General features: G+C 32.6%; 18 protein-coding genes. 16 read left to right on the forward strand and 2 right to left on the reverse strand.

What is annotated here, in order from left to right:
• Positions 1 to 406: 406 nt before the first annotated feature.
• Positions 407 to 7147: a PAS domain S-box protein gene (locus tag DFR66_RS02320; protein WP_158634637.1), complete on the reverse strand. Its 6741-nt coding sequence runs from the start codon at positions 7145 to 7147 to the stop codon at positions 407 to 409.
• Positions 7148 to 7495: 348 nt separating this feature from the next.
• Here DFR66_RS02320 and DFR66_RS02325 point away from each other — a divergent pair, with 348 nt between their 5' ends.
• From DFR66_RS02325 to DFR66_RS02385, 13 genes are all read left to right on the forward strand, one after another.
• Positions 7496 to 7951 carry a MarR family winged helix-turn-helix transcriptional regulator gene (locus DFR66_RS02325; protein ID WP_114753243.1) on the forward strand — a complete coding sequence of 152 codons (456 nt, stop codon included), beginning with the start codon at positions 7496 to 7498 and terminating at the stop codon, positions 7949 to 7951.
• A gap of 14 nt (positions 7952 to 7965) precedes the next feature.
• Positions 7966 to 8598, forward strand: a complete 633-nt coding sequence (locus DFR66_RS02330) for an NAD(P)H-dependent oxidoreductase (RefSeq protein WP_114753244.1) — start codon at positions 7966 to 7968, stop codon at positions 8596 to 8598.
• A gap of 45 nt (positions 8599 to 8643) precedes the next feature.
• Complete coding sequence (locus DFR66_RS02335; protein WP_114753245.1) at positions 8644 to 9213, forward strand: YceI family protein; 570 nt, start codon at positions 8644 to 8646, stop codon at positions 9211 to 9213.
• Positions 9214 to 9561: 348 nt separating this feature from the next.
• Positions 9562 to 10962, forward strand: coding sequence for an anthranilate synthase component I family protein (locus DFR66_RS02340; RefSeq protein WP_114753246.1), 1401 nt, complete (start codon positions 9562 to 9564; stop codon positions 10960 to 10962).
• A 94-nt stretch (positions 10963 to 11056) separates the two neighbouring features.
• Positions 11057 to 11623, forward strand: a complete 567-nt coding sequence (locus DFR66_RS02345; protein ID WP_114753247.1) for an anthranilate synthase component II — start codon at positions 11057 to 11059, stop codon at positions 11621 to 11623.
• A 73-nt stretch (positions 11624 to 11696) separates the two neighbouring features.
• Positions 11697 to 12689, forward strand: coding sequence for an anthranilate phosphoribosyltransferase (gene trpD, locus DFR66_RS02350; RefSeq protein ID WP_114753248.1), 993 nt, complete (start codon positions 11697 to 11699; stop codon positions 12687 to 12689).
• Positions 12690 to 12777: 88 nt separating this feature from the next.
• On the forward strand, positions 12778 to 13563 hold the full coding sequence (gene trpC, locus DFR66_RS02355; protein WP_114753249.1) for an indole-3-glycerol phosphate synthase TrpC: 786 nt from the start codon (positions 12778 to 12780) through the stop codon (positions 13561 to 13563).
• 134 nt (positions 13564 to 13697) lie between these two features.
• Positions 13698 to 14330 carry a phosphoribosylanthranilate isomerase gene (locus tag DFR66_RS02360; protein ID WP_449404032.1) on the forward strand — a complete coding sequence of 211 codons (633 nt, stop codon included), beginning with the start codon at positions 13698 to 13700 and terminating at the stop codon, positions 14328 to 14330.
• 12 nt (positions 14331 to 14342) lie between these two features.
• The gene (trpB, locus tag DFR66_RS02365; protein WP_114753250.1) at positions 14343 to 15524 is read left to right on the forward strand and encodes a tryptophan synthase subunit beta; all 1182 of its coding nucleotides are present in this window, start codon (positions 14343 to 14345) and stop codon (positions 15522 to 15524) included.
• A 128-nt stretch (positions 15525 to 15652) separates the two neighbouring features.
• Positions 15653 to 15970, forward strand: a complete 318-nt coding sequence (locus DFR66_RS02370) for a gamma-glutamylcyclotransferase family protein (protein ID WP_114753449.1) — start codon at positions 15653 to 15655, stop codon at positions 15968 to 15970.
• Between the two features lie 122 nt (positions 15971 to 16092).
• The gene (trpA, locus tag DFR66_RS02375) at positions 16093 to 16854 is read left to right on the forward strand and encodes a tryptophan synthase subunit alpha (RefSeq protein WP_114753251.1); all 762 of its coding nucleotides are present in this window, start codon (positions 16093 to 16095) and stop codon (positions 16852 to 16854) included.
• 503 nt (positions 16855 to 17357) lie between these two features.
• Complete coding sequence (locus DFR66_RS02380) at positions 17358 to 18035, forward strand: hypothetical protein (RefSeq protein ID WP_114753252.1); 678 nt, start codon at positions 17358 to 17360, stop codon at positions 18033 to 18035.
• Positions 18036 to 18281: 246 nt separating this feature from the next.
• Positions 18282 to 18797, forward strand: coding sequence for a GNAT family N-acetyltransferase (locus tag DFR66_RS02385; RefSeq protein WP_114753253.1), 516 nt, complete (start codon positions 18282 to 18284; stop codon positions 18795 to 18797).
• Between the two features lie 91 nt (positions 18798 to 18888).
• On the opposite strand, the gene DFR66_RS02390 is transcribed toward DFR66_RS02385, so the two are convergent.
• The gene (locus DFR66_RS02390) at positions 18889 to 19446 is read right to left on the reverse strand and encodes a DUF4494 domain-containing protein (protein WP_114753254.1); all 558 of its coding nucleotides are present in this window, start codon (positions 19444 to 19446) and stop codon (positions 18889 to 18891) included.
• 137 nt (positions 19447 to 19583) lie between these two features.
• Here DFR66_RS02390 and DFR66_RS02395 point away from each other — a divergent pair, with 137 nt between their 5' ends.
• Genes DFR66_RS02395 through DFR66_RS02405 form a run of 3 tightly spaced genes read left to right on the forward strand, consistent with a single transcriptional unit; the run spans position 19584 to position 22693 of the window.
• The gene (locus tag DFR66_RS02395) at positions 19584 to 20282 is read left to right on the forward strand and encodes a TetR/AcrR family transcriptional regulator (protein ID WP_114753255.1); all 699 of its coding nucleotides are present in this window, start codon (positions 19584 to 19586) and stop codon (positions 20280 to 20282) included.
• The gene (locus DFR66_RS02400) at positions 20272 to 21603 is read left to right on the forward strand and encodes a TolC family protein (RefSeq protein ID WP_114753256.1); all 1332 of its coding nucleotides are present in this window, start codon (positions 20272 to 20274) and stop codon (positions 21601 to 21603) included. Before DFR66_RS02395 ends, DFR66_RS02400 begins: the two co-directional genes overlap by 11 nt.
• Positions 21604 to 21613: 10 nt before the next feature.
• A complete protein-coding gene (locus tag DFR66_RS02405; protein ID WP_114753257.1) occupies positions 21614 to 22693 on the forward strand; it encodes an HlyD family secretion protein in 1080 nt (359 codons plus the stop codon).
• Positions 22694 to 22734 lie beyond the last annotated feature (41 nt).

Consider the following 22734-nt stretch of genomic DNA (forward strand, 5'->3'; position numbering starts at 1 on the left):
AGTAATTCAGACTAAAAGACAAACTTACAAACCTTATATCTCTTTTTTAATGTATGATGATTCGAAAACTTATTAGAAATAAATTAAAAACTTATCGATTTTAATAATTATTTATCTTTTTATTAAATAATAGAAAAATTTAACCTTAAAATAAATTACATTTTTAATTATTTACGAATCTTCATTGTAATTAATTAAAAAAATAAACTACAATAAGCCATAAACTATGTTAAATATAATAAAAAAATATATTTCTTACAAACAATTAAAAATCTAGTTAGATAAATATTCCACAAAAAAATCACAAGCAACTTTACCATGTTTTACTATTGAAAAAAATAAAAATTCATAAAAAAAGGCGAACATAAATTGAACACCTTTTATATCAATAAAAAAAAAGACAGTTTTAATTCTTTTTTAACCATTTGTATAATATTTTTTCTAAATCCAATTGAATAATAGGTTTAGGTAAATAATCATTCATTCCTGCGTCAAGACATTTTTCTTTATCGCCTACCATTATTCCGGCTGTAATTGCAATTATTGGAATATTTTCAGAACCTTTTAACTGTCTAATTTCGTTTGTTGCTTCGTATCCATTTTTATTTGGCATTTGAATATCCATTAAAATCACATCTGGAGATTCCTTTTTATACAGCTCAACTGCCTCATTGCCATCCTTAGCTTCAAAAATAGTACAATTAAGTATAATTCTTTTAACTAATGCTTTGGCTAAAAGCACATTAACTTTATTGTCTTCAACTATTAATACTTTATACCCATTCAAAGTGCTTAAAGGTGTTATCGTATCAACTAGAATCGATTTAGCTATTGATGCATCCGCATTTTTTTTATGTTTGGCCTTTTTAAATTTAATGACAAAAAAGAAATCACTTCCATCGCCATACTTACTGATTAACTGCAGCTTACTATCCATTAAAGCCAACAATTGATTTGAAATAGCCAAGCCTAATCCAGTACCGCCAAATTTTCTATTGGTTGAATTATCCTCCTGAACAAACGAATTGAATATTTTTTCGTTATTGCCTGATTTAATTCCTACTCCGGTATCTTTAACAGAGAACTTTATGGTTGACCATTTTCTATCAGAGACCTCTATCTCATTAATATCTAATCTTATCTCTCCAAAAGTGGTAAATTTTACAGCATTGCTTAATAGATTTACCAATATCTGTTTCAGTCGTACTGAATCAGCAAGAATATGTTGTGGAACACTCTTACCAATATCAAGCTTTAAGTCAATCTTTTTTTGTTTTGCTTGAAATTTAAATAAATCGATGACCTGATTTGTCAATTTAAACAGATTTACTTCTTCAATATTCAAATCTAATTTTCCAGATTCAATTTTAGAAAAATCCAAAACATCATTAACAATATCCATCAATGATGTTGCTGATTCATTTACAGTTGTCATGTATTCAGCCTGATTTTTTTTCAGATTAGACTTCATTAACAAATGAGTAAAACCTATTATCCCATTTAATGGAGTTCGTATTTCGTGACTCATATTAGCCAGAAAATCTGTTTTAGCTTTATTGGCTCCTTCGGCTTGCTCTTTAGCATTTATAAGTTCCATTTCCATCAGTTTTTGTTCTGTGATATCAACAAAACTTATTACAATTTCATTTATATTACCATCAGAATCCATATCTGGAAAACCATTGATCAAAAGCCATACAACGTCATTATTCGCAGGTCGATTGACTCCAAGTTTAAAATTTTTGATTGCTCGCTTGTTAGCTATAATTTGGTTAACAGGATAATTTTCTGTCTGCATTACTGAGTTATCTTCATTCAAAAAATCCCAAGTTGGATCATAAGCTGTTACACCCTTCATTTGATCATCAGTTAAGCCCAATAATTCAGAAGCTTTTAGATTATTCACAATAATTGATGTATCCGATGCGTGAACAACAATTCCAGCGTCTAAATTATTTAATAAACCACGGTACCTTTCCTCACTTTTAAAGAGCGCAAAATCGGATTCTTTAGCATTGGTAATATCTCTGGAAAGACAAATAAAATGTATATCATGCTCCAAACTTTCCTGCATTGGCGCTATTGAAAGTTCAAACCAACGTATACCTGTTTCAAATCGTAATGAATACTGTCTTCCTGCCGAAAACCCTTTTTCTGAAGCCTCTCTTATCGCTGACAAACACAAATTAGCTGCATCAGGAGGTAAAATATCTATGAAATTTTTTCCTAAGAATTGACTGTCTGACATTTCTAACAAATCATTTCGACGAGAATGATAATTATAAATTTTACCTTTCAAATCTACTTCAAATAACATATCTGGGATTGCACCGAGTATAGCCTCAAGCTTTTTATGCATTTTCTTAAACTCATCATCTATTTTCTTACGCTCACTTACATCCCTTACTATAGCTACAATCCTACCATCACCAATCATTTTAGCCGTAATTTCTACCGAAATAATAGAGTGGTTCTTATGAAGCATTTTTCGTTCTATTAACGTTTTTTCACCGCTAATCAATTCTAAGTACATTATTGGTTTTGCAATAAGTTCCTCCTCAGAATATAAATCTGTCACGTTTTTTGAACAGAGTTCCTCTTTAGTGTATCCTAACATAACGCTAGCACTTTCATTTACCTCAAGTAAATTTCCTGAAACATCATTTATAAAAATAGCATCAGAGGCTTGCTCTATAAGACTCTTATATTTTTCTTCACTATTGATTAATTGCTCTTTAATGTTTTTTAATTCTGTAATTTCAATTAATGCTCCGTTTAAACGAATTGCTTTTCCAGTTTCATCCCGAGATATAAATATTCTATAATAAAAGATCCCGTAACTCCCATCATTTTTTTGAAAACGAAACTCGTCAGACCATAAATTTGTTGTGCCTAAAATTGAATCTTCTAATTTTTTAATCACTCTAGCTTTATCATCTGGATGAATCTTTGAGCGCCATAATCCATTGTAATTAGCCCCATAAAGTTCATTGCTTCCAAAACCGAAAAGATTTACAAACGCTTTATTATTCCAACTTTCTCCAGTTAGTAAATTCACTTCAAAAACAGCATCATTAGTCGCTGCAGAAATCATTTCGAATCGTTCATTAGCAATTTTAATTTTTTCTTCTGCTTTTTTAATATCAGACAGATCCAACCCAATTCCCAATAAACATTCTTTTCCTTGATACTCAATTGCATGAGAATTGATATAATATGGAATTTTATTTTTGTTTTTTGTAAATAATTCGACTTCTATTCCTGGTAATTTTTTTTCAAATACGGTCTTTATTCTTGTTCTTATTATTTCTTTAAAATCTTCATCATAAAAATTAATAGGTTCCATTTGAGCTATTTCTTCTGCGGTATAGCCGCTAACGGTCTCAAAATTTTTATTCCATTTTACAAAAGTCGCAGAACGTTCATAAAGATAAAAAACACCTGGAAGATTATTAATTATGGTTTCTGATAATAGTTTCTCTTTCAAAATTGCATCTTCGGCAATCTTCCGCTCGGTGATATCAGTTATAGTACCAATATATCCTATAATTTCATTTCTAACATTTTTTTCAGGAATAGCTTGCCCCATAACCCATGCTACTGAACCATCCGGACGAACAAAACGATACTCTGACAATGACTTTTTTTGATTATTAGAAGCATTCTCCCATCCTTCTAACAATGTTTTTTTATCCTCTTCGTGAACAGCTTTAAACCAACCATTTCCTATGGCTTCTTCATAAGACAATCCGGAAATTTGACACCACATTGGGTTAACATAGGTTGTATATCCAGTTACATCTGTATGAAAAATTCCAACCGGAACATGTTCTGTAAGGGTATGATAGCGCTGTTCGCTAACTTTAATTGCTAACTCTGCTCTATTTCGTAATGCCTCTTTCTCAAAAATGTCTAAAGCAAAAGCCACGTCATCAGTCGCTTCCTCTAATAATGCAATTTCCTCATCATCAAAATAATTTATCTCATCAGAATAAAAAGTAAATGTTCCTACAACTGTTCCAAAATGTCTAATTGGTAACACCATTGCAGATAAAAAGTTCCTTTTTAATGCTTCTTCTTTCCAAGGAACCATCATGGGATCGTTTTCAATATCATTACAAATGACATATTTGTCCTCTCTAATTACCGTTCCTTCTGGACCTCTTCCCTCAGGAATAGTAGCATCCGTTGAAATTGATTTTATAGTCTCAAAGTAATCCATATCATCCCCTGCCATCATTGCCGGAATTACTTCTTTGCTAATTGGAGAAATTGTACTAATCCAAGCCAATTTAAATTTTCCAAATTCTATAGCAATAGCGCAAGCTTCTTTATAAAGTGTTTCTTTATCCTTGGTACGAACAATCATTTGATTAATCTGACTGATGAAAGCATAAAGACGATTTGCTTTAATAACTTTTAGCTCTGCATTTTTATTCTCAGTAATATCAGTTAGAAAACCGTGATACACTACTTTTTCTAATTCAATGACTGGTTTAGAATTACCTTCTAACCATATTATACCTTTGATGGGATGATGAAATCTAAACTGACATCTCCAATTTGATTTTGTTGAAACAGCTTCATTTACACTTTCCATTAAAAGCTGAATGTCTTCTCTATAAATTAAACTAAAAAACAAATTAGAGTCCGCTATTACATCATTTTTATATAGGCCTAATAAATCATATATCGCGTCACTTATGTAAGTAAAATAGTCTATTCCTTGCTCATCTCTGTAAAAAGAATAGATTAAACCGGGCAGTGTTGAAGAAATAATTGAAAATTTATTACGTTCTCGATTAATAGCTAATTCTGTTGCTACTCTTTTAGTAATATCAGTAACAATTCCATGACATATTACCGTTCCTTGCTGTTCCTGCTGGGGTAATGAATTTACCTCATGCCAAAGTAGTCCCTTTTCTGGATGATCATATCGATATTGGCACTTGAGTGGTACTAAATTTGTCTTAGTGTCATTGATACTATCCAGTACCAATTGCAAATCTTCAGGATGAATACGATTGAAAATTAATTCTGTATTATTTTCAATTTCTTCAAAAACAAAGCCGTAAATCAATTCAACCGCATGACTGGCATAGATATAACACAATGAACCATCTTTATTTAGACGCATGGAATAAATAAGACCTGGAGAAGTAGCAGCTATTTTACTAAACTTCTCTCTCTCTTTAATCAAGATTTCGTTCGCTTCAACTCGCTCCGTCACATCTCTTAAATTAGAAATGATGCCTTTCACATTTTTGTGGCTTAATTGATTATTCAATACACCCTCCAGCCAGATGAAATGCCCTTTTTTATGCCTTACCTGAAACAAAACTGGAATTTGGACCTCGGGGTTATCCAATGTTTTTTGAATAATGCCATTCATGTAATCTACATAATCTGGATGGTAGTAATCATTATTAGAAATTTTTCTTAATTCTTCGTTAGTGTACCCAGTAATACGTTGTGAAGAGGGACTGCGGAACAGCGCATTAAAATTTTCATCAAATACGGTAATAATACCATCATTATTTTCAACTAAAGAACGAAAATATTTTTCATTATTTTCGATTGTCGCCAACGCTTTTTTGTTCTCCGTTATATCCCTAAAAAAATTTGATAATCCATCAATTGAAGGATAAATATGGTTTTCAATCCAGACTCCCGTTGAAGGGTAGAAAATCTCATTATAAACATATTCTTGCTTTTCTAAAGCCCGATGACAATCATTATAAAACTCTTTGTTAACAGATTCCGGAAATTCTTCCCAAATATTTTTACCAAGTATTTCATGAGGATTACGCTTTAATATTTCTCCCGCTTTTTTGTTCATATAGGTGTAGCACCAATTATTATCTATAGCTACAAAGGCGTCCGTAATACGTTCAAAAGTATTTATTAATAATTCTTTTGCTGCTTTACTCTCTGTTACATCCTTCGAAAACACTAAAAAACGATTATCTGATAGCTTTACAGCGTCAATCGACATCCATCTTATTTCTCCATTTTTGTGGATTCCTTTAATTTCTCCCCTTACACTTCCTGTTTCTAATAGAAAATTAAAAATCCTTGAAGAATCCTCTTTCATATCAAGGGAAAATAGGTCACCAAAATTCATTAAAAAAAGTTCTTTTTTTGAATATCCCGTCAATAAAGTAAATGCGGGATTAGCTTCTAAATAATTCCCTTTCTTATCAACAACAAAAACCGCATCGGGGGCATTTTCAATATAATTCTTGAACTTGGCATTACTTTCCTCTTTGATAATGGCCAGCTTATACTCGGCCTCTGTCTTCTCTTTTACACGTAGGTTTTTAGTATATTCTATTTTCTCGGTAATGTCCTGAGTATTTCCTATTAAAGCACAAACATTACCAGAATTATCAAGTACTGGAATTACAATTGCATGTATCCATTTTTTATTTTTATCTGATAAAATGAGACTTTGTTCAAGTTCAAATTGATTTTTATCAGTAATACATTGATCTATTTTATTTAAAAAAGATTTGACATCATCTTTTGAAAAAAGATTTAAAAATTCATGAAATAAATTTTGGTCAGGTTTATTATCGATTTCATAAATCGAATACAATTCCTTAGACCAAATCATTTTTTTTGTTATCAAATTAAATTCCCAACTTCCTATTTTAGCTATTTTTTGGGCTTCATTTAATAATTTTTGGTTAGCAATTAAATGTTCTTCATTTTTTTTAATTAAAGAAATATCTCTACCTATTCCATAAACAAATTCTTGTGAAGGAGATACCGTAATTGTCCATTGTAGGGTAACTACTTCTGTGTTTTTATTTATAAATCGGTTTTCAAAATATACTGATGACTGTGATTGTGATAACAATACTATTTCCTGATTTGTTTTCTCTACATCATCGGGATGAATAAATGTTGAGATTGGATTCGTTAGTAACTCTTCCTCAGTATATCCAAATATTTGAGTAAAAGAAGGATTAATCTCTTTAAAGAAACCATCAAAACTAATAATACATACTAAGTCCTGAGTACGATTCAGGTAGAAATCAAAATTACTTATCGCTTGTTTATATTTTAATAAACGATTTATTTCTGATTCTTGCTGTTGAATTATATTGAGTAAATCGTCATTTGAAAGTTTGTCTTTTTTCATACTCATTTATTTCAATTAAATTTTAAATATAACTATTTATAATTATAATTTAAAAAAAATATTTTCGAAAAATCACTAAAACTATTCAATACCATAGTTTTAAATTCAATCACATTTACATATTTATTAAAAAAAAGCAAAACTGTTGGGTAAAATTGCTAATTCCAAATTTGAAAAATAAAAAAAAGAATTTCGGCTTAATTTTTGAGCAATTTGCATTTAAAGCATCACATAAAATAACAGTTCAAAAAACATCAATAAATTATTTTAACAAAAAATTAATTCACATTTGTATATACAAACAAAAAATGAGTTACATTTGTATCAACAAATTACATATATACAAATATGAAAATTGAAGAGATCTTAAAATCAACTGTGCCAATGGATAATTCTAAAAAAATTATTCTAAATGTTTTGTATACTCAAAATGTAATTACAGAAAATTTTAATGAATTATTAAAGCCTTATGAAATTTCCGGAGAACAATATAATGTCCTTCGAATTCTAAGGGGACAAAAAGGAAATCCTGCAAATATGTGCATGATTCAAGAACGTATGTTGGCCAAGACAAGTAACACAACTCGATTAGTAGATAAACTACTATTAAAAGATTTTGTGACTCGAAAAGTATGCACAGAAAACAGAAGGAAAATAGAAGTTTTAATTACACAAAAAGGTCTTGATGTGTTAGCAACATTAGATCCAAAAGTAATTGCACATGAACAGTTTTTTTCAAAAAATTTAAACACTGAAGAAATAAATCAATTAAATCAATTATTAGAAAAATATAGAAACCAATAAATATTCAATACATTATGAGTACTTTTTTAGAAAATCAAAATTGGAGATATGCAACAAAAAAATTTGATGCTACCAAAAAAATAACTACCGAAGATTTAAGCACACTGAAAGAAGCAATTCGCTTAAGTGCTTCTTCTTACGGATTACAACCTTATAAAATCCTTATTGTTGAAAATCCTGAACTAAGAGCACAGCTTCTAGGTGCAGCGTATGGTCAATCCCAAGTAGTAGACGCTTCACATTTAATTGTTTTTGCTAATGAAATCAATTTTGGCGAAGAAGGAATTGTGAATTTTGGTAAAAACATCAGTGAAACCAGAGAAATTCCATTAGAAAGTATTCAAGGTTATGTAGAATACATGAAATCTAACATTGTTTCTCTTCCTGAAGAAACCAGAAATATTTGGTCCGCAAAACAAACGTATTTAGCATTAGGTAATTTATTAAATGTAGCAGCAGAACTTAAAATAGATGCTACTCCTATGGAAGGTTTTGTTCCTTCTCAAGTTAATGAGATATTAGGACTTGACAAATTAGGACTTAATGCTTCTCTTATTGCTACTTTAGGGTACAGACATGAGGAAGACGCTACGCAACATTACAAAAAAGTTAGAAAATCAAACGAAGACTTATTCATTACACTATAAATCACTTATTCTAAATCAAATATTAATTAAAACAAATTTCGACAAATGAAAAATTTCAAAACAATTGCATTAGCATTAGTAGTAGTATTATCTACATTATCAGTAACGGCGCAGACTAAAAAAATAAACACTGCCGCAAGTACAATCAACTGGGTTGGGAAAAAAGTAACAGGTGCTCATGAAGGAACTATCAATCTTAAGGATGGTGCTTTAGTTTTCAAAGGAAAAAAACTAATTGGAGGTACATTCAATGTAAACATGAATTCTATCACAGTTACTGATTTAAAAGCTGGTCAAGGAAAAGAAAAACTAGAAGGACACTTAAAAGCGGATGATTTTTTTGGAACTGATAAATTTGCTACAGCAACTTTAGTTTTCAAAAAAGTAGTTACTAAAGCTGCAAATTTATATACTGTAACAGGTGATTTAACTATCAAAGGGATTACTAAACCAGTTACTTTTGATTTAGCTACAACAACTAATACAGCTACAACTAATGTTGTTATTGACAGAACAAAATACGATATTAAATATGGTTCTGGAAGTTTCTTTGACAGCTTAGGAGACAAAGCTATCAATGACGATTTCAATTTAGCAGTAGCTTTGAAATTTTAATTTAAACTCAAAACACACACTAACCTCAACAAGAAATTGTTGGGGTTTTGTTTTTTGTAAAGGTTTCTAACTACAAAAACCATAATTTAACAAAAAACCTTTCTTTTTAAAATATTTTAACTACTTATTTATTTGAATAATCGAATTTCATTTATATATTTGTTGCAACAAAATAAAACATGAAAACAATTTTAAACAATACTTGGTGGTGGAACAATTTACGTCAATCGTCGTGAACGAAGCTCCTGTAGTATTATTAAAACTATAAATATAAAAGGCTTGTCATCACGACAGGCCTTTTTTTTGTGCTTAATAAACCTTAACAGACAACATTTAAAAACATATAAATTGAAATCATTTACTTTAAATACAAATTATAAACAAATCTTGGCTGATACAATAACACCTGTAAGTGTGTATTTCAAAATTCGAGATAAATTCCCAAATAGTCTTTTACTTGAAAGTAGCGATTATCATGGAAACGACAACAGTTTTTCTTACATCTGTTGCAATCCAATCGCTTCCATCAAAATAGAAAATGAAACCATTTACAAGACTTTTCCTGATGGCAGTTTTGAGAAAATTGCAATTGATGCCACAACTAATATTCCTGAAGTAATTCAAGAATTTTCAGGTCAGTTCAAATCCGAGAAGAATGATTTTAAATTCATTAATAATGGACTTTTTGGTTACATTTCATATGATGCCGTTCGTTATTTTGAAAAAGTCTCTATTGCCAAAAAAGAAAACAGCAATACCATTCCTGATGTGTATTATGCTGTGTACCAAAACATCATTGCCATCAATCATTTCAAGAATGAAGCGTATATTTTCTGTCACAGTTTAGATGGAAGAAACAATATTTCGGAAATCGAACAATTATTACAATCCAGAAATATTGCTTCTTATAAATTTTCGAAAGAAGGCGAAGGTTTTTCAAATCTGACCGATGAAGAATTCAAGCATAATGTAGCTTTGGCTAAGAAACATTGTTTTAGAGGTGATGTGTTCCAATTAGTTTTATCCCGCAGGTTTACCCAAGGTTTCAAAGGTGATGAATTCAACGTCTACAGAGCATTAAGAAGCATTAATCCTTCGCCATATTTATTCTTTTTTGATTATGGCGATTTTAAAATATTTGGTTCTTCACCCGAAGCACAGATTATTGTCAAAAACCGTAAAGCCGAAATTCATCCTATCGCAGGAACTTTCAAACGCACGGGAGATGATGAAAAAGATGCTATTCTTGCCAAACAATTATCCGAAGACAAGAAAGAAAACAGTGAACATGTGATGTTAGTAGATCTAGCCAGAAATGATTTGAGCCGACATGGACATCATGTCAATGTGGAGAAATATAGAGAAGTACAGTTTTTCTCTCACGTAATACACTTGGTTTCAAAAGTAACAGGACATTTGCATGAAAATGCTACAACGATGCAAGTGGTAGCAGACACTTTTCCGGCAGGAACTTTGAGTGGTGCGCCTAAACACAGAGCCATGCAACTGATTGAAGATTATGAAAAAACAAATCGAAATTTCTATGGCGGTGCCATCGGTTTTATGGATTTTGAAGGTAATTTTAATCATGCGATAATGATTAGGACTTTCCTTAGTAAAAATCACCAATTGCATTCACAAGCAGGAGCTGGAATTGTAGCCAGTTCTGATGAAGAAAGCGAAATGCAGGAAGTCTACAATAAATTACTGGCACTGAATAAAGCATTGGATTTAGCGGAAACAATATAAAATAATTTAAAGATTCAATAATTTAAGAATTTAAAGATTGCTGAAACACTCGAATTTTTCAATCTTTTAATCTTTCAATTTTTCAATAATAAAAATGAAAAAAATACTAGTCATAGACAATTACGATAGTTTCACTTATAATTTAGTGCATTATCTCGAAGATTTAGATTGCGAAGTAACCGTTTACAGAAACGATGAATTTGATATTGATGAAATTGCAGTTTTTGATAAAATACTACTTTCTCCTGGACCTGGAATACCGGACGAAGCAGGATTATTGAAAGCAGTGATTCGGAAATACGGACCAACCAAAAGTATCTTTGGCGTATGCTTAGGTCAACAAGCTATTGGAGAAGTTTACGGTGGAACGCTTTCTAATTTAGACAAAGTGTATCACGGTGTGGCTACAAATGTAAAAACAGTAGTCGATGATGAACTTTTATTTGAAGGATTAGGAAACGAATTTGAAGTAGGACGTTACCATTCTTGGGTGGTAGACACAAATTTACCGGATGTTCTGGAAGCAACTTCTTTTGACGAAAACGGACAAGTAATGTCTTTGCGCCACAAAACGTACGATGTGCGCGGTGTACAATTTCATCCCGAAAGTGTTTTAACTCCAAATGGAAAAAAGATATTAGAGAATTGGGTGAAAAACTAGTCATAAAGTCAAATGTCATAATGTCGAAAGACTTTAAGACTTTAAGACTTTCAACTTTAAGACATATATAAAAATGAAAAATATATTAAACAGATTAATCAACCACGAAATCCTGTCGAAAGAAGAGGCAAAAAACGTATTGGTTAATATCTCCAACGGAAGTTACAATACGAGCCAAATTGCTTCTTTTCTCACCGTTTATATGATGCGAAGCATAAGTATAGATGAGCTTGCTGGTTTTCGTGAAGCGTTGCTAGAATTGTGTATTCGGGTAGATTTATCCGCTTACAATGCCATTGATTTGTGCGGAACCGGTGGTGATGGAAAAGATACTTTTAATATTTCAACCTTGGCTTCATTTGTAGCTGCAGGCGCGGGAATTAAAGTAGCGAAACACGGAAATTACGGAGTTTCGTCAATTTCAGGATCGAGTAATGTAATGGAGAAACTGGGAATCAAGTTTAGTAATGATACTGATTTCTTAGAAAAATGTATCGACAAAGCAGGAATTTGTGTTTTACACGCACCGCTATTTCACCCTGCTATGAAAAACGTGGGACCAATTAGAAAAGAATTAGCTGTAAAAACATTCTTCAATATGTTGGGACCAATGGTAAATCCATCGTTTCCACAAAATCAATTAGTCGGTGTTTTTAATTTGGAATTGGCCAGAATGTATGCGTATTTGTATCAAAACACAAATACTAATTTCACTATTCTGCATTCGCTTGACGGGTATGACGAAGTTTCGTTGACAGGTCCTACAAAAATAATTACCAGTTCCATGGAAGGAATGTTAAATCCAGAAGATTTTGGTGTTCGCCTTTTGCTGCAAAGCGAAATCGAAGGTGGAACAACCATCGAAGAATCTGCACAAATGTTTACTGATATTATTTCGGGAAAAGGAAACGAAGCTCAAAATAATGTGGTTTGTGCCAATGCGGCCATGGCCATTGCAACCGTTACAAAATGTTCTCCTTTAGAAGGATTTCAAATAGCGAAAGAAAGTTTATTATCCGGAAAAGGACTTGTAGCTTTGAACAAATTAAAAGATTTAAGTAAATAAAAATAGTTTGAAGTTCAAGGTTTTAAAGTTGTTGGAATTTCGAACAACTTGAAAACTTAAACAAAGAAAACTTGAAACAAAAAAATAAATGAACATTTTAGACAAAATCATAGTTGACAAAAAAAGAGAAATCATCCTCAAGAAAGCAATCATTCCCGTTTCGCAATTGGAAGCTTCGGTTTTCTTCGAAAAAAAGACTATTTCTTTGAGCGATAATTTAAGAAACAGCACATCAGGAATTATAGCTGAGCACAAACGCCGTTCACCTTCCAAAGCAGAAATCAATTATAGCTTTACGGTTGAAGAAGTAACTAAAGGCTATGAAAATGCTGGTGCTTGTGGTATTTCGGTCTTGACAGATGGAAAATACTTTGGTGGTTCGTTAGACGACTTACTTTTGGCAAGAGCCACAGTAAATATTCCATTATTGAGAAAGGAATTCATTGTCGATGAATACCAAATATTAGAAGCAAAAGCCCACGGAGCCGATTTAATATTGCTTATCGCAGCAGTTTTAACAAGAGAGGAAATCAAAACCTTATCTGAATTTTCTAAAAGTTTAGGACTGGAAGTTTTACTGGAAGTGCACAATCAGGAAGAGTTGGAAAAATCGATTATGCCCACATTGGATATGATTGGTGTAAACAATAGAAACCTGAAAACATTTGAAGTGAGTTTGGATTTCAGCAAGCAATTAGCAGCACAAATCCCGGATGATTTTGTGAAAGTTTCTGAAAGCGGAATTTCATCTATTGAAGCCATCAACAAACTAAAACCTTTTGGTTACAAAGGATTTTTAATTGGAGAAAACTTTATGAAAACGGATAATGCCGGTAAAGCAGCAGCGGAATTTATATCAAAATTAAAAAATTAAAACTAGCCACGAATTTCACAAGTTAACACAAATTCAATTAGTGAAAATTCGTGAAATTCGTGACAAAAAAATAGATGAAAAAAAACACTGACAATCAAGATACCTCGGCTCACTCCCCTTCGGGGAGGGCTGGGGTGGGGATAAAAATCTGTGGCATGAAATATTCCGATAATATTCTCGAAGTAGGTTCGCTCCTACCCGATTATATGGGATTTATTTTCTGGAAGAAATCAACTCGCTATTTTGACGGTGTGATTCCAGAACTACCGAAGTCGATTAAGAAAGTTGGAGTTTTTGTAAACGAAACCATCGAACTAATTTTGGCGAAAGTCAAAAAATACGATCTTCAAGCCATTCAATTACACGGATACGAATCCGTTGAATTTTGTTTAAATTTAAAAAATGAATTAGACTCTAAAATCGAGATAATTAAAGTTTTTTCGGTCGATGAAGATTTTGATTTTGAAGTATTAAAACCATTTGAAACCGTTTCTGACTATTTCCTTTTTGATACCAAAGGAAAATTACCCGGAGGAAACGGAACCACATTCGATTGGAAAGTTTTAGAAAAGTATCCTTCTAGCAAACCGTTTTTTCTGAGCGGAGGAATTGGAATTGAGGAAATGGATGCCGTGAAAGAAATATCAAAAACCAATTTACCGCTGTATGCCATTGATGTAAACAGTAAATTTGAAATTGAACCGGGATTAAAAAACATAAAAAAATTAGATAGTTTCAAGAATAACTTGATAACTTTAAACTTATAAACTTTAAACAATATGAGTTACAACGTCAACGAAAAAGGCTATTACGGAGAATTTGGAGGCGCTTTCATTCCTGAAATGTTATATCCAAATGTGGAAGAATTACGCCAAAATTATTTAAAAATTACAGCAGAACCAGAATTTCAAGCTGAATTTGATGCTTTGCTAAAAGAATATGTAGGTCGTCCTACGCCGCTTTATTTTGCCAAACGCTTATCTGAGCAATACAATACTAAAATCTACCTGAAAAGAGAAGATTTATGCCACACTGGTGCCCACAAAGTCAACAACACGATTGGGCAAATTTTGTTAGCCAAACGCTTAGGCAAAAAACGAATCATTGCAGAAACAGGAGCTGGTCAACATGGAGTTGCAACAGCTACAGTTTGTGCCTTAATGGGACTGGAATGCATCGTGTACATGGGTGAAGTCGACATCAAACGTCAAGCGCCAAATGTGGCTCGTATGAAAATGTTGGGTGCCGAAGTTCGTCCGGCGATGTCAGGTTCAAAAACTTTAAAAGACGCCACAAACGAAGCCATTCGAGACTGGATTAACAATCCTGTTGACACCTATTATATCATTGGATCTGTGGTGGGACCACATCCTTATCCGGATATGGTGGCGCGTTTCCAAAGTGTTATTTCTAAGGAAATCAAAGAACAATTACTAGAAAAAGAAGGTCGTGAAAATCCCGATTATGTGATTGCCTGCGTAGGTGGTGGAAGCAATGCTGCCGGGACATACTATCATTTTCTAGACGATGAGGATGTGAATATCATTGCGGTTGAAGCAGCAGGTTTGGGAGTTGATTCTGGCGAAAGTGCTGCAACTTCAGCCTTAGGAAAAGTGGGTGTTATTCACGGAAGTAAAACCTTGTTGATGCAAACAACGGATGGCCAGATTACCGAACCATATTCTATTTCAGCAGGATTAGATTATCCGGGAGTTGGTCCTATGCACGCTAATTTATACGCCACAGGAAGAGCACAATTCATCTCCATTACGGATGATCAAGCCATGCAATGGGGAATCAAATTATCTAAAATGGAAGGATTAATTCCCGCCATTGAAAGTGCGCATGCCTTTGCAGTTCTGGACGAAATGAAATTCAAACCAGAAGATGTGGTAGTCATCAATCTTTCCGGTCGTGGCGACAAAGATTTGAATACGTATATCGATTATTTTAAATTATAAAAAAAGCATAATTTGGGCGTTCCCAAAGGGTCGGGCTGTCCGCTATATCTTTTTTATGGCAGAAAAAGCCATAAAAAAGGATGCCGCTTCCATCCCTAACGCAGACAAATAACTATAAAACACTATTTATGGAACAGCTATTCTCTTACGGTACATTGCAGTCAAAAGAAATTCAAATACAGGTTTTTAATAAACTTTTAAGCGGAACTGAGGACAAGCTTTTAGGATACAAACTAAAAGATTTTCAAATAGAAGAAGAATTTGGAATGGAAGATTATTTTGTTGCCGTTCCAAGTGAAAATGCTTCGGATGTAATAAATGGTATCGCTTTTTCTGTAACCAACGAAGATCTCATAAAAGCAGATCAATTCGAATCTAATTCATACAAAAGAATCCAAATAAAATTGCAATCTGGACTAACGGCCTGGATTTATATAGAAAGTTAATAATCAAGAAAATTAGTTACGATTTAAACAACTTACTTGATTTCTAAGACCAAATTTCGAACACAAAATTAATACCCAAAAGGTTTTGGAAACCTCGCAGGAATAAATAAAATTATATTAAAATGAACAGAATAAATCAAAAATTACAAGAGACTAAAAAGATACTTTCCATTTATTTTTCAGCGGGATATCCTAACCTCAATGATACCGTACAAATCATTCAAGATTTAGAAAAAAATGGTGTTGACATGATTGAAATCGGATTACCATTCAGTGATCCATTGGCTGATGGACCTACAATTCAAGCCAGTTCCACACAAGCTTTGCATAACGGAATGACAACACAAGTGTTGTTTGATCAACTAAAAGACATTCGTAAAACGGTTGCTATTCCATTGGTGATTATGGGGTATTTCAACCCGATGTTGCAATTCGGAATAGAGAATTTCTGCCAGAAATGCGCAGAGATTGGTATCGATGGATTAATCATTCCTGATCTTCCCGTTGATGTCTATGCTGATGAATACAAAGCCACTTTCGAGAAATACAGCTTAAAAAATATATTCTTGATTACGCCACAAACCGCTGTAGAAAGAATCCATTTCATTGACAGCGTATCCGATGGATTTATCTATATGGTAAGTTCAGCGAGTGTAACTGGTTCGCAAACAGGTTTTGGAAGCGCACAAGAAGAGTATTTCAAACGCATTGCCGACATGAATCTAAAAAATCCTCAAGTAATTGGTTTTGGAATCAACAACAAAGAAACTTTTAATCAAGCCACACAATTTGCCAAAGGAGCGATTATAGGAAGTGCTTTCATTCAGCACCTAACCGAAAACGGAACCGGAAAAATCGAAGATTTTGTAAAAGCGATTCGATAGAGAAATTTCTATTTAAAGTGTCAAACGGCGTTTAAACTTGATTTAAACGCCGTTTTTTTTTAATTGTTACATCGTCAAACATAGTCTTACTTGTTATTGATTTAAATATCTTAAGTCAAAAAATGAATAGAGCTAAACAGCAAATAAGTAAGCAAACCTGATGGATCCCAAAATTTATTAAAAACTACAACTTCAAGATAATAACAAAGTAAATACTAAATTCATCAGCACATCTATATATTAACCATGAAAAAAACATCAAGTAATAACGTACCTACATAGTAAATGTAAAAATTATTTTGAAGAAAGTTATCTAAACCATAATTAATATTTAAAGTATATTAATTTAAGTAGAGTATCTACTCTAAAATCACTTGTCAATTGCTAAACGACTAATAAACTGATTGTTAGCCATTAAAAATGTTGATTAATTTACCATTACTCTGTATTTTGATTAAATTTTATTAGTACTTTTATATTACGCTTAATTTTAATGCTAGTCTATGAAACCATTTTTAACTTTATTAGTACTTGCTTGTTTTGCTTCTGCTTTTGCGCAGGTTGGCATCGGAACCACAAATCCTACCTCAACATTAGATGTAAATGGTGATTTACGAATACGGTCGACTAATACTACTTTTACTGATTCTGCTCCAAAAGACTCGATAATTGTAGTTAATAATCTTGGTGTTTTACAAAGAACAAATTCAAAATCGATAGTCAATAGTTACTTAAAAACGATTGTAAAAGGTGTATTTTCTTCTGCCTCATTGGTGGATTTAAATCTTCTTGCAGGGACAATTAAGATTCCTTTTAATTTAGTTGAATTTGATAGTAACGCTGAGTTTGATACTAATACAAATACTTTTACTGCAAAAGAAAATGGAATTTATGCCCTTAATGTTCAAATTAAAGCTGATGCTACATTGGGTGTAACCACAAATTTTGGAGTGGCCATTTTAAAAAATGGAGTTGTAATCGCACGAAATAGTTTTGCAAATGTAGGAGTTACTATTGCATTTGTTGAAACGAAAGTCTCTTCTCCATTGCGCTCATTACAAAGTTTGATACAACTCAACAGTAATGACACAATAACTTTTAATGTAGTTAGTGATCTAGCTAATGTTAAACTACTTGGCACAAAAGAAGATTGCTTTTTTTCGATTCAACAAGTGCGATAACTTATTTTTAATAAAATTATCCTTTTTAAAACTAAACCGATTTACAAAGAGTTCTTCTAAAAAAATAATTTTCTCGCTAATGCTGCGTAATGTCTCTGAATTTTGATGCAATGACTGCAAAAACTTCCACTTTGCTATATAATCTTCCAAATAATAACTACATTTCATAATACAGATTTTTCAAAATTCAAACTTTGTTTTGTACTTTTAAAGCACACTCACTAACTGAAAACTCAAATTACAATAATGCATTATCACTTTAGAAAAGCGGAACTATCTGAAATAGCTCCTATATGGGAAATTTTACAACAAGCTATACAACGCAGAAAAGAAGATGGCAGTACCCAATGGCAAGACGGTTATCCAAATCCTGAAGTCGTACAAAAAGACATTGAAAAAGGGGAAGGATTTGTTTTAGAAGACGGAGATACTATTATAGGTTACAGTGCAGTAATTATCAATTACGAACCAGCTTATGAGAATATTGAGGGAAAGTGGCTGACAAATGATGATTTTGTTGTCATGCACCGCGTAGCCATTTCTGAGAAATATTTGGGCAAAGGACTCGCCAAATTGATGCTAAAAAACATAGAAGATTTTGCGTTAAGCAACAATATTTACAGTGTAAAAGCAGACACTAATTTTGATAATATTGCCATGATGAAAATTTTTGAAAACTTAGGTTATATCTATTGTGGCGAAGTTTATTTTAGAGGAAGCCCCAGAAAAGCATTCGAGAAAGTATTACACAAACAAAACTGATTGAAATTAAAAAACCGCAAATTTGCAAATAAAAACAGCTGAAACTGTTTCGATACTTTGCAATTTTGCGGTGAGTTTTTTTAAAACAATATTAAACTACGGCTTCTTCTTCAGGGGCCGTTTCAAATTCCATGTGATCCTCAATTTCCGTTGCCACTTCCGGTTTTGATGCTTTGAGCGCATTAAATCTTTCTAGTTGTTCCAATTCACCTTCTTCTCCACTGAAATATGGAAATACATCCATAATCGGTGATTCTGAAATTGCAGGAACAGTGTAGTCGCCCATCGTACCTTTCATCACGCTAATGGTGTTATCATAAGCCTCTTTTACATCATTAGCTTGCACTAATAAATACATATTAGTTTTGCGTTCTTTACCGCTTTCTTCGTCATACGCCAATAACGAGACTTTAGATCTGAACCAACGATCCGCATTTTCAAAAGGATGAATCTCAGCATAATTAGCCACTTTTATATTTGTGATTTTAAATTCTTCACTGATATACGCCGACATCTCTTCATTGATTCTGCTTTCGGCTTCCGTGTAAGATAACGCATCTACCAAATACGGTTCCGTTCTAATCTTCTGTCCGCCTGTTTCGTCTGTTTTTCTATATTTTACTTTGCATTCGTACCAAGTTGTGCTCATTTCTTTTTTTTTAAGGATGTCAAAGATAGATTTAAAAGAAAAAAAACAACAGCATTACTAAAATAGATATTCACAATTTTAGACAAAGATTAGTGTTGCTATAAACTTCTTTCTGTTTTATTTACAGTGTTAAAATTATGTTAAACAAAACTAAACAACTGTTTAATTTAAACAGTTGTTTAGTTTTGTTTAACGAAAATAATATTCCATTGAAAAGTAATTTTAACGAAAAACAAATTCAGATTCTGGTAGTTGCAGAAACTCTTTTTGCAGAAAAAGGATTTGATGGCACATCCATTAGAAATATAGCAAAAATGGCGAAAATTAATATTGCCATGGTTTCCTATTACTTTGGTTCCAAGGAGCGTTTGCTTGAATCTCTTATTGTTTACAGAACTTCAGATCTCAAAAATCAATTGGAAAATATAGTACAAGAAGATCTAGAACCAATCGAAAAAATCAATAAGTTAATAGAACTTTACGTCAATAGAATCAATAGTAACAGAGGTATTTACAGAATTTTACATTTTGAATTCACTTCTAAAAAAAGGGAACAAAATCTACAAGCTTTTTCTGAATTAAAAAAAGGAAATCTAAAATCCCTTGAAATCATTATCGAAGAAGGTCAGAGAAAAGGCATTTTCAGAAAAGATGTGATTATTCCGCTCATTACGCCAACTATTTTGGGTACATTCTTTCATTTTCACATGAACAAACCATTCTTCGAAAATTTATTAAACCTGAAAACCGAAGATTTATACAATAATTACATCAAAACCAATTTGACCAAGCACATACAACAAACTATAAAAGCACTTCTGATTTATGAAAGTTAGTCAATTTATGCTCTTTGGGATTTTCTTCGTTGGAATTTCATCAGTAGAAGCACAAGAAAAAAAAAGTTTAACATTGAACGAAGCCATTAATCTGGCTTGGAACAAAAGCAATGAAGTTACGCTGGCCAATACGAAAGTAAAAACCAAAAAGTACGAATTGCAATCTACTAAAAACAATCAATATCCTGATTTAAAGCTCTCTGGACAGTACCAAAGATTAGCAAATGCATCAGTAGATTTTAAATTGAGTCAAGACAATTCAGGAACACCACAAGCGCTTCCTATTGTTAATCAGCTCATGATTGGCCAGCTGAATGCCAGCGTTCCTGTTTTCTCTGGTTTTAAAATCCAAAATAGCATTAAAGTGTATGAGAATTTATACGAAGCGGAAATGGCTACAGCTGCTCAAACAAAGGAAGAAATTGCTTTGCGGGTGATTGAATATTATGCAAGTTTATACAAAGCACAAAAAACAATCGAGTTACTGAAAGAGAATCAAAAAAGCGCTAAGCAACGTGTTAAAGATTTTGTAGAACTCGAAAAAAATGGAATCATTCCCAGAAATGACCTGTTGAAATCAAAACTGCAAGCTTCAAAAATACAATTATCATTAGATGAAACGACTAATAATTTAAAAGTAATCAACTTTTATTTGGTTACACTTTTAAAATTAAATCCAGATACCAAACTTGAAATTCGGGAAGATGATTTTGCTGATTTCCAAATGGTAAATGTCCCAATCAATGAAATACCGGCATTAGAAAATCGCAAGGATTTAGAAGCCATTAGGTTTAAAGGAAAAGCCAGTGAAGCAAATATAAAAATAGCAAAAGGATCCTATTATCCAGCAATTGCAATCATAGGCGGATATACTGCACTTGACTTGAGCAATGTAATCACTGTTCAAAATGCAATGAATATAGGTGTGGGAATTTCATATGATTTAAGTGCTATTCTAAAAAACGGAACCTTAGTACGATTCGCAGAAAATAAGTTTTTAGAAGTACAAAATTCTGAAGCCATACTAACTGATTATATTAAAGTTCAGGTTCAAAAAGCGATTGAAGATTACGATTTGGCATTGAAACAAACCGTAGTTTATGAAGAAGCTCAGGAACAAGCGACTGAAAATTTCCGAATTGTAAAAGATAAATATGACAATGGACTTTCGGATACCAATGATCTGCTTGAAGCTGATGTGGAACAATTAAATTCAAAAATCAATCAAGCTTTGGCGAAAGCCAATACTATCCAAAAATATTACGAGTTACTTTCGGTAACTGGACAATTATCTCAATCATTCAATCTAGCTCAAAAATAATCATACTTCCATGGAAAAGAAAAAAACGAACTCAAAATTTATTATTATCCTTGTGGCAATGGTAGTGTTAGGTGGTACATACGGAACTTATAAATACATGCATTCTTTAGCACATGTGGAAACTGACGATGCGCAAATTGAAAAAAACATGAATCCTATTATTCCAAGAGTTTCTGGATATGTGGATAAAGTGTACATCAAAGACAATGATTTTGTAAAGAAAGGCGATACGCTTTTTACCATCGACAAAAGAGATTATCAATTGAAAATTGAAGAAGCTAATGCTGCAATGGTGGGTGCTGAAGGCAATTTTGAAGTTTCTAAAGCAGATATAGGAAGTGCCCAGGCTAGCATCTCCGTTTCTGAAGCCAATGTACAATCAGCAGGTGGAAATATCGAATCGGCAAAAATAAGATTGGGACGCATTACTAGTGATTATAACCGATACGAGAATTTATACAAAAGCCATTCGATAACAAAACAACAATACGAGCAAGCTCTAGCAGCTAAATTAGAAGCAGAAAGCCAAGTACGTGTATTACAGCAACAACAGCGAGCTTCGGCTTTTCAAAAATCAGTTATTGTCGCTAAATCAAAAGTTTCCGATAAACAAACAGAGGTGGCTGCTGCCAATATCAAAAGAGCACAAGCAATACTTGAAGCCGCCAAGTTAAATTTGAGTTACACTGCAGTTACTGCTGCGATTGACGGCCAAGTATCTAAAATAGATATCCAACCGGGACAATTAGTACAACCGGGACAATCGTTATTTTACATCATCAATAACAAAGAGGCTTGGGTAATTGCTAATTTTAAGGAAACGCAATTGAACAAAATGGTAATTGGTCAAAAAGTTACTGTAAAAGTAGACGCGTATCCTGATTATGATTTCCAAGGTTCAATCACGTCGTTCTCTCCTGCTACTGGGTCACGATTTTCATTACTCCCTCCTGATAATGCTACCGGAAACTTTGTAAAAACAATCCAAAGATTACCAGTCAAAATCAGTTTGAGCGCTGCAAATGATCCTGAAAAAATAAAATTACTTCGCCCAGGAATGAATGTCGATGTTGATGTACATTTAAAATAAATCAAACTTTGACAGCTTTTAAAATGTCAAAAAACGGCAAT

The sequence above is a fragment of the Flavobacterium glaciei genome, assembly GCF_003350545.1.
Classification (GTDB): domain Bacteria; phylum Bacteroidota; class Bacteroidia; order Flavobacteriales; family Flavobacteriaceae; genus Flavobacterium; species Flavobacterium glaciei.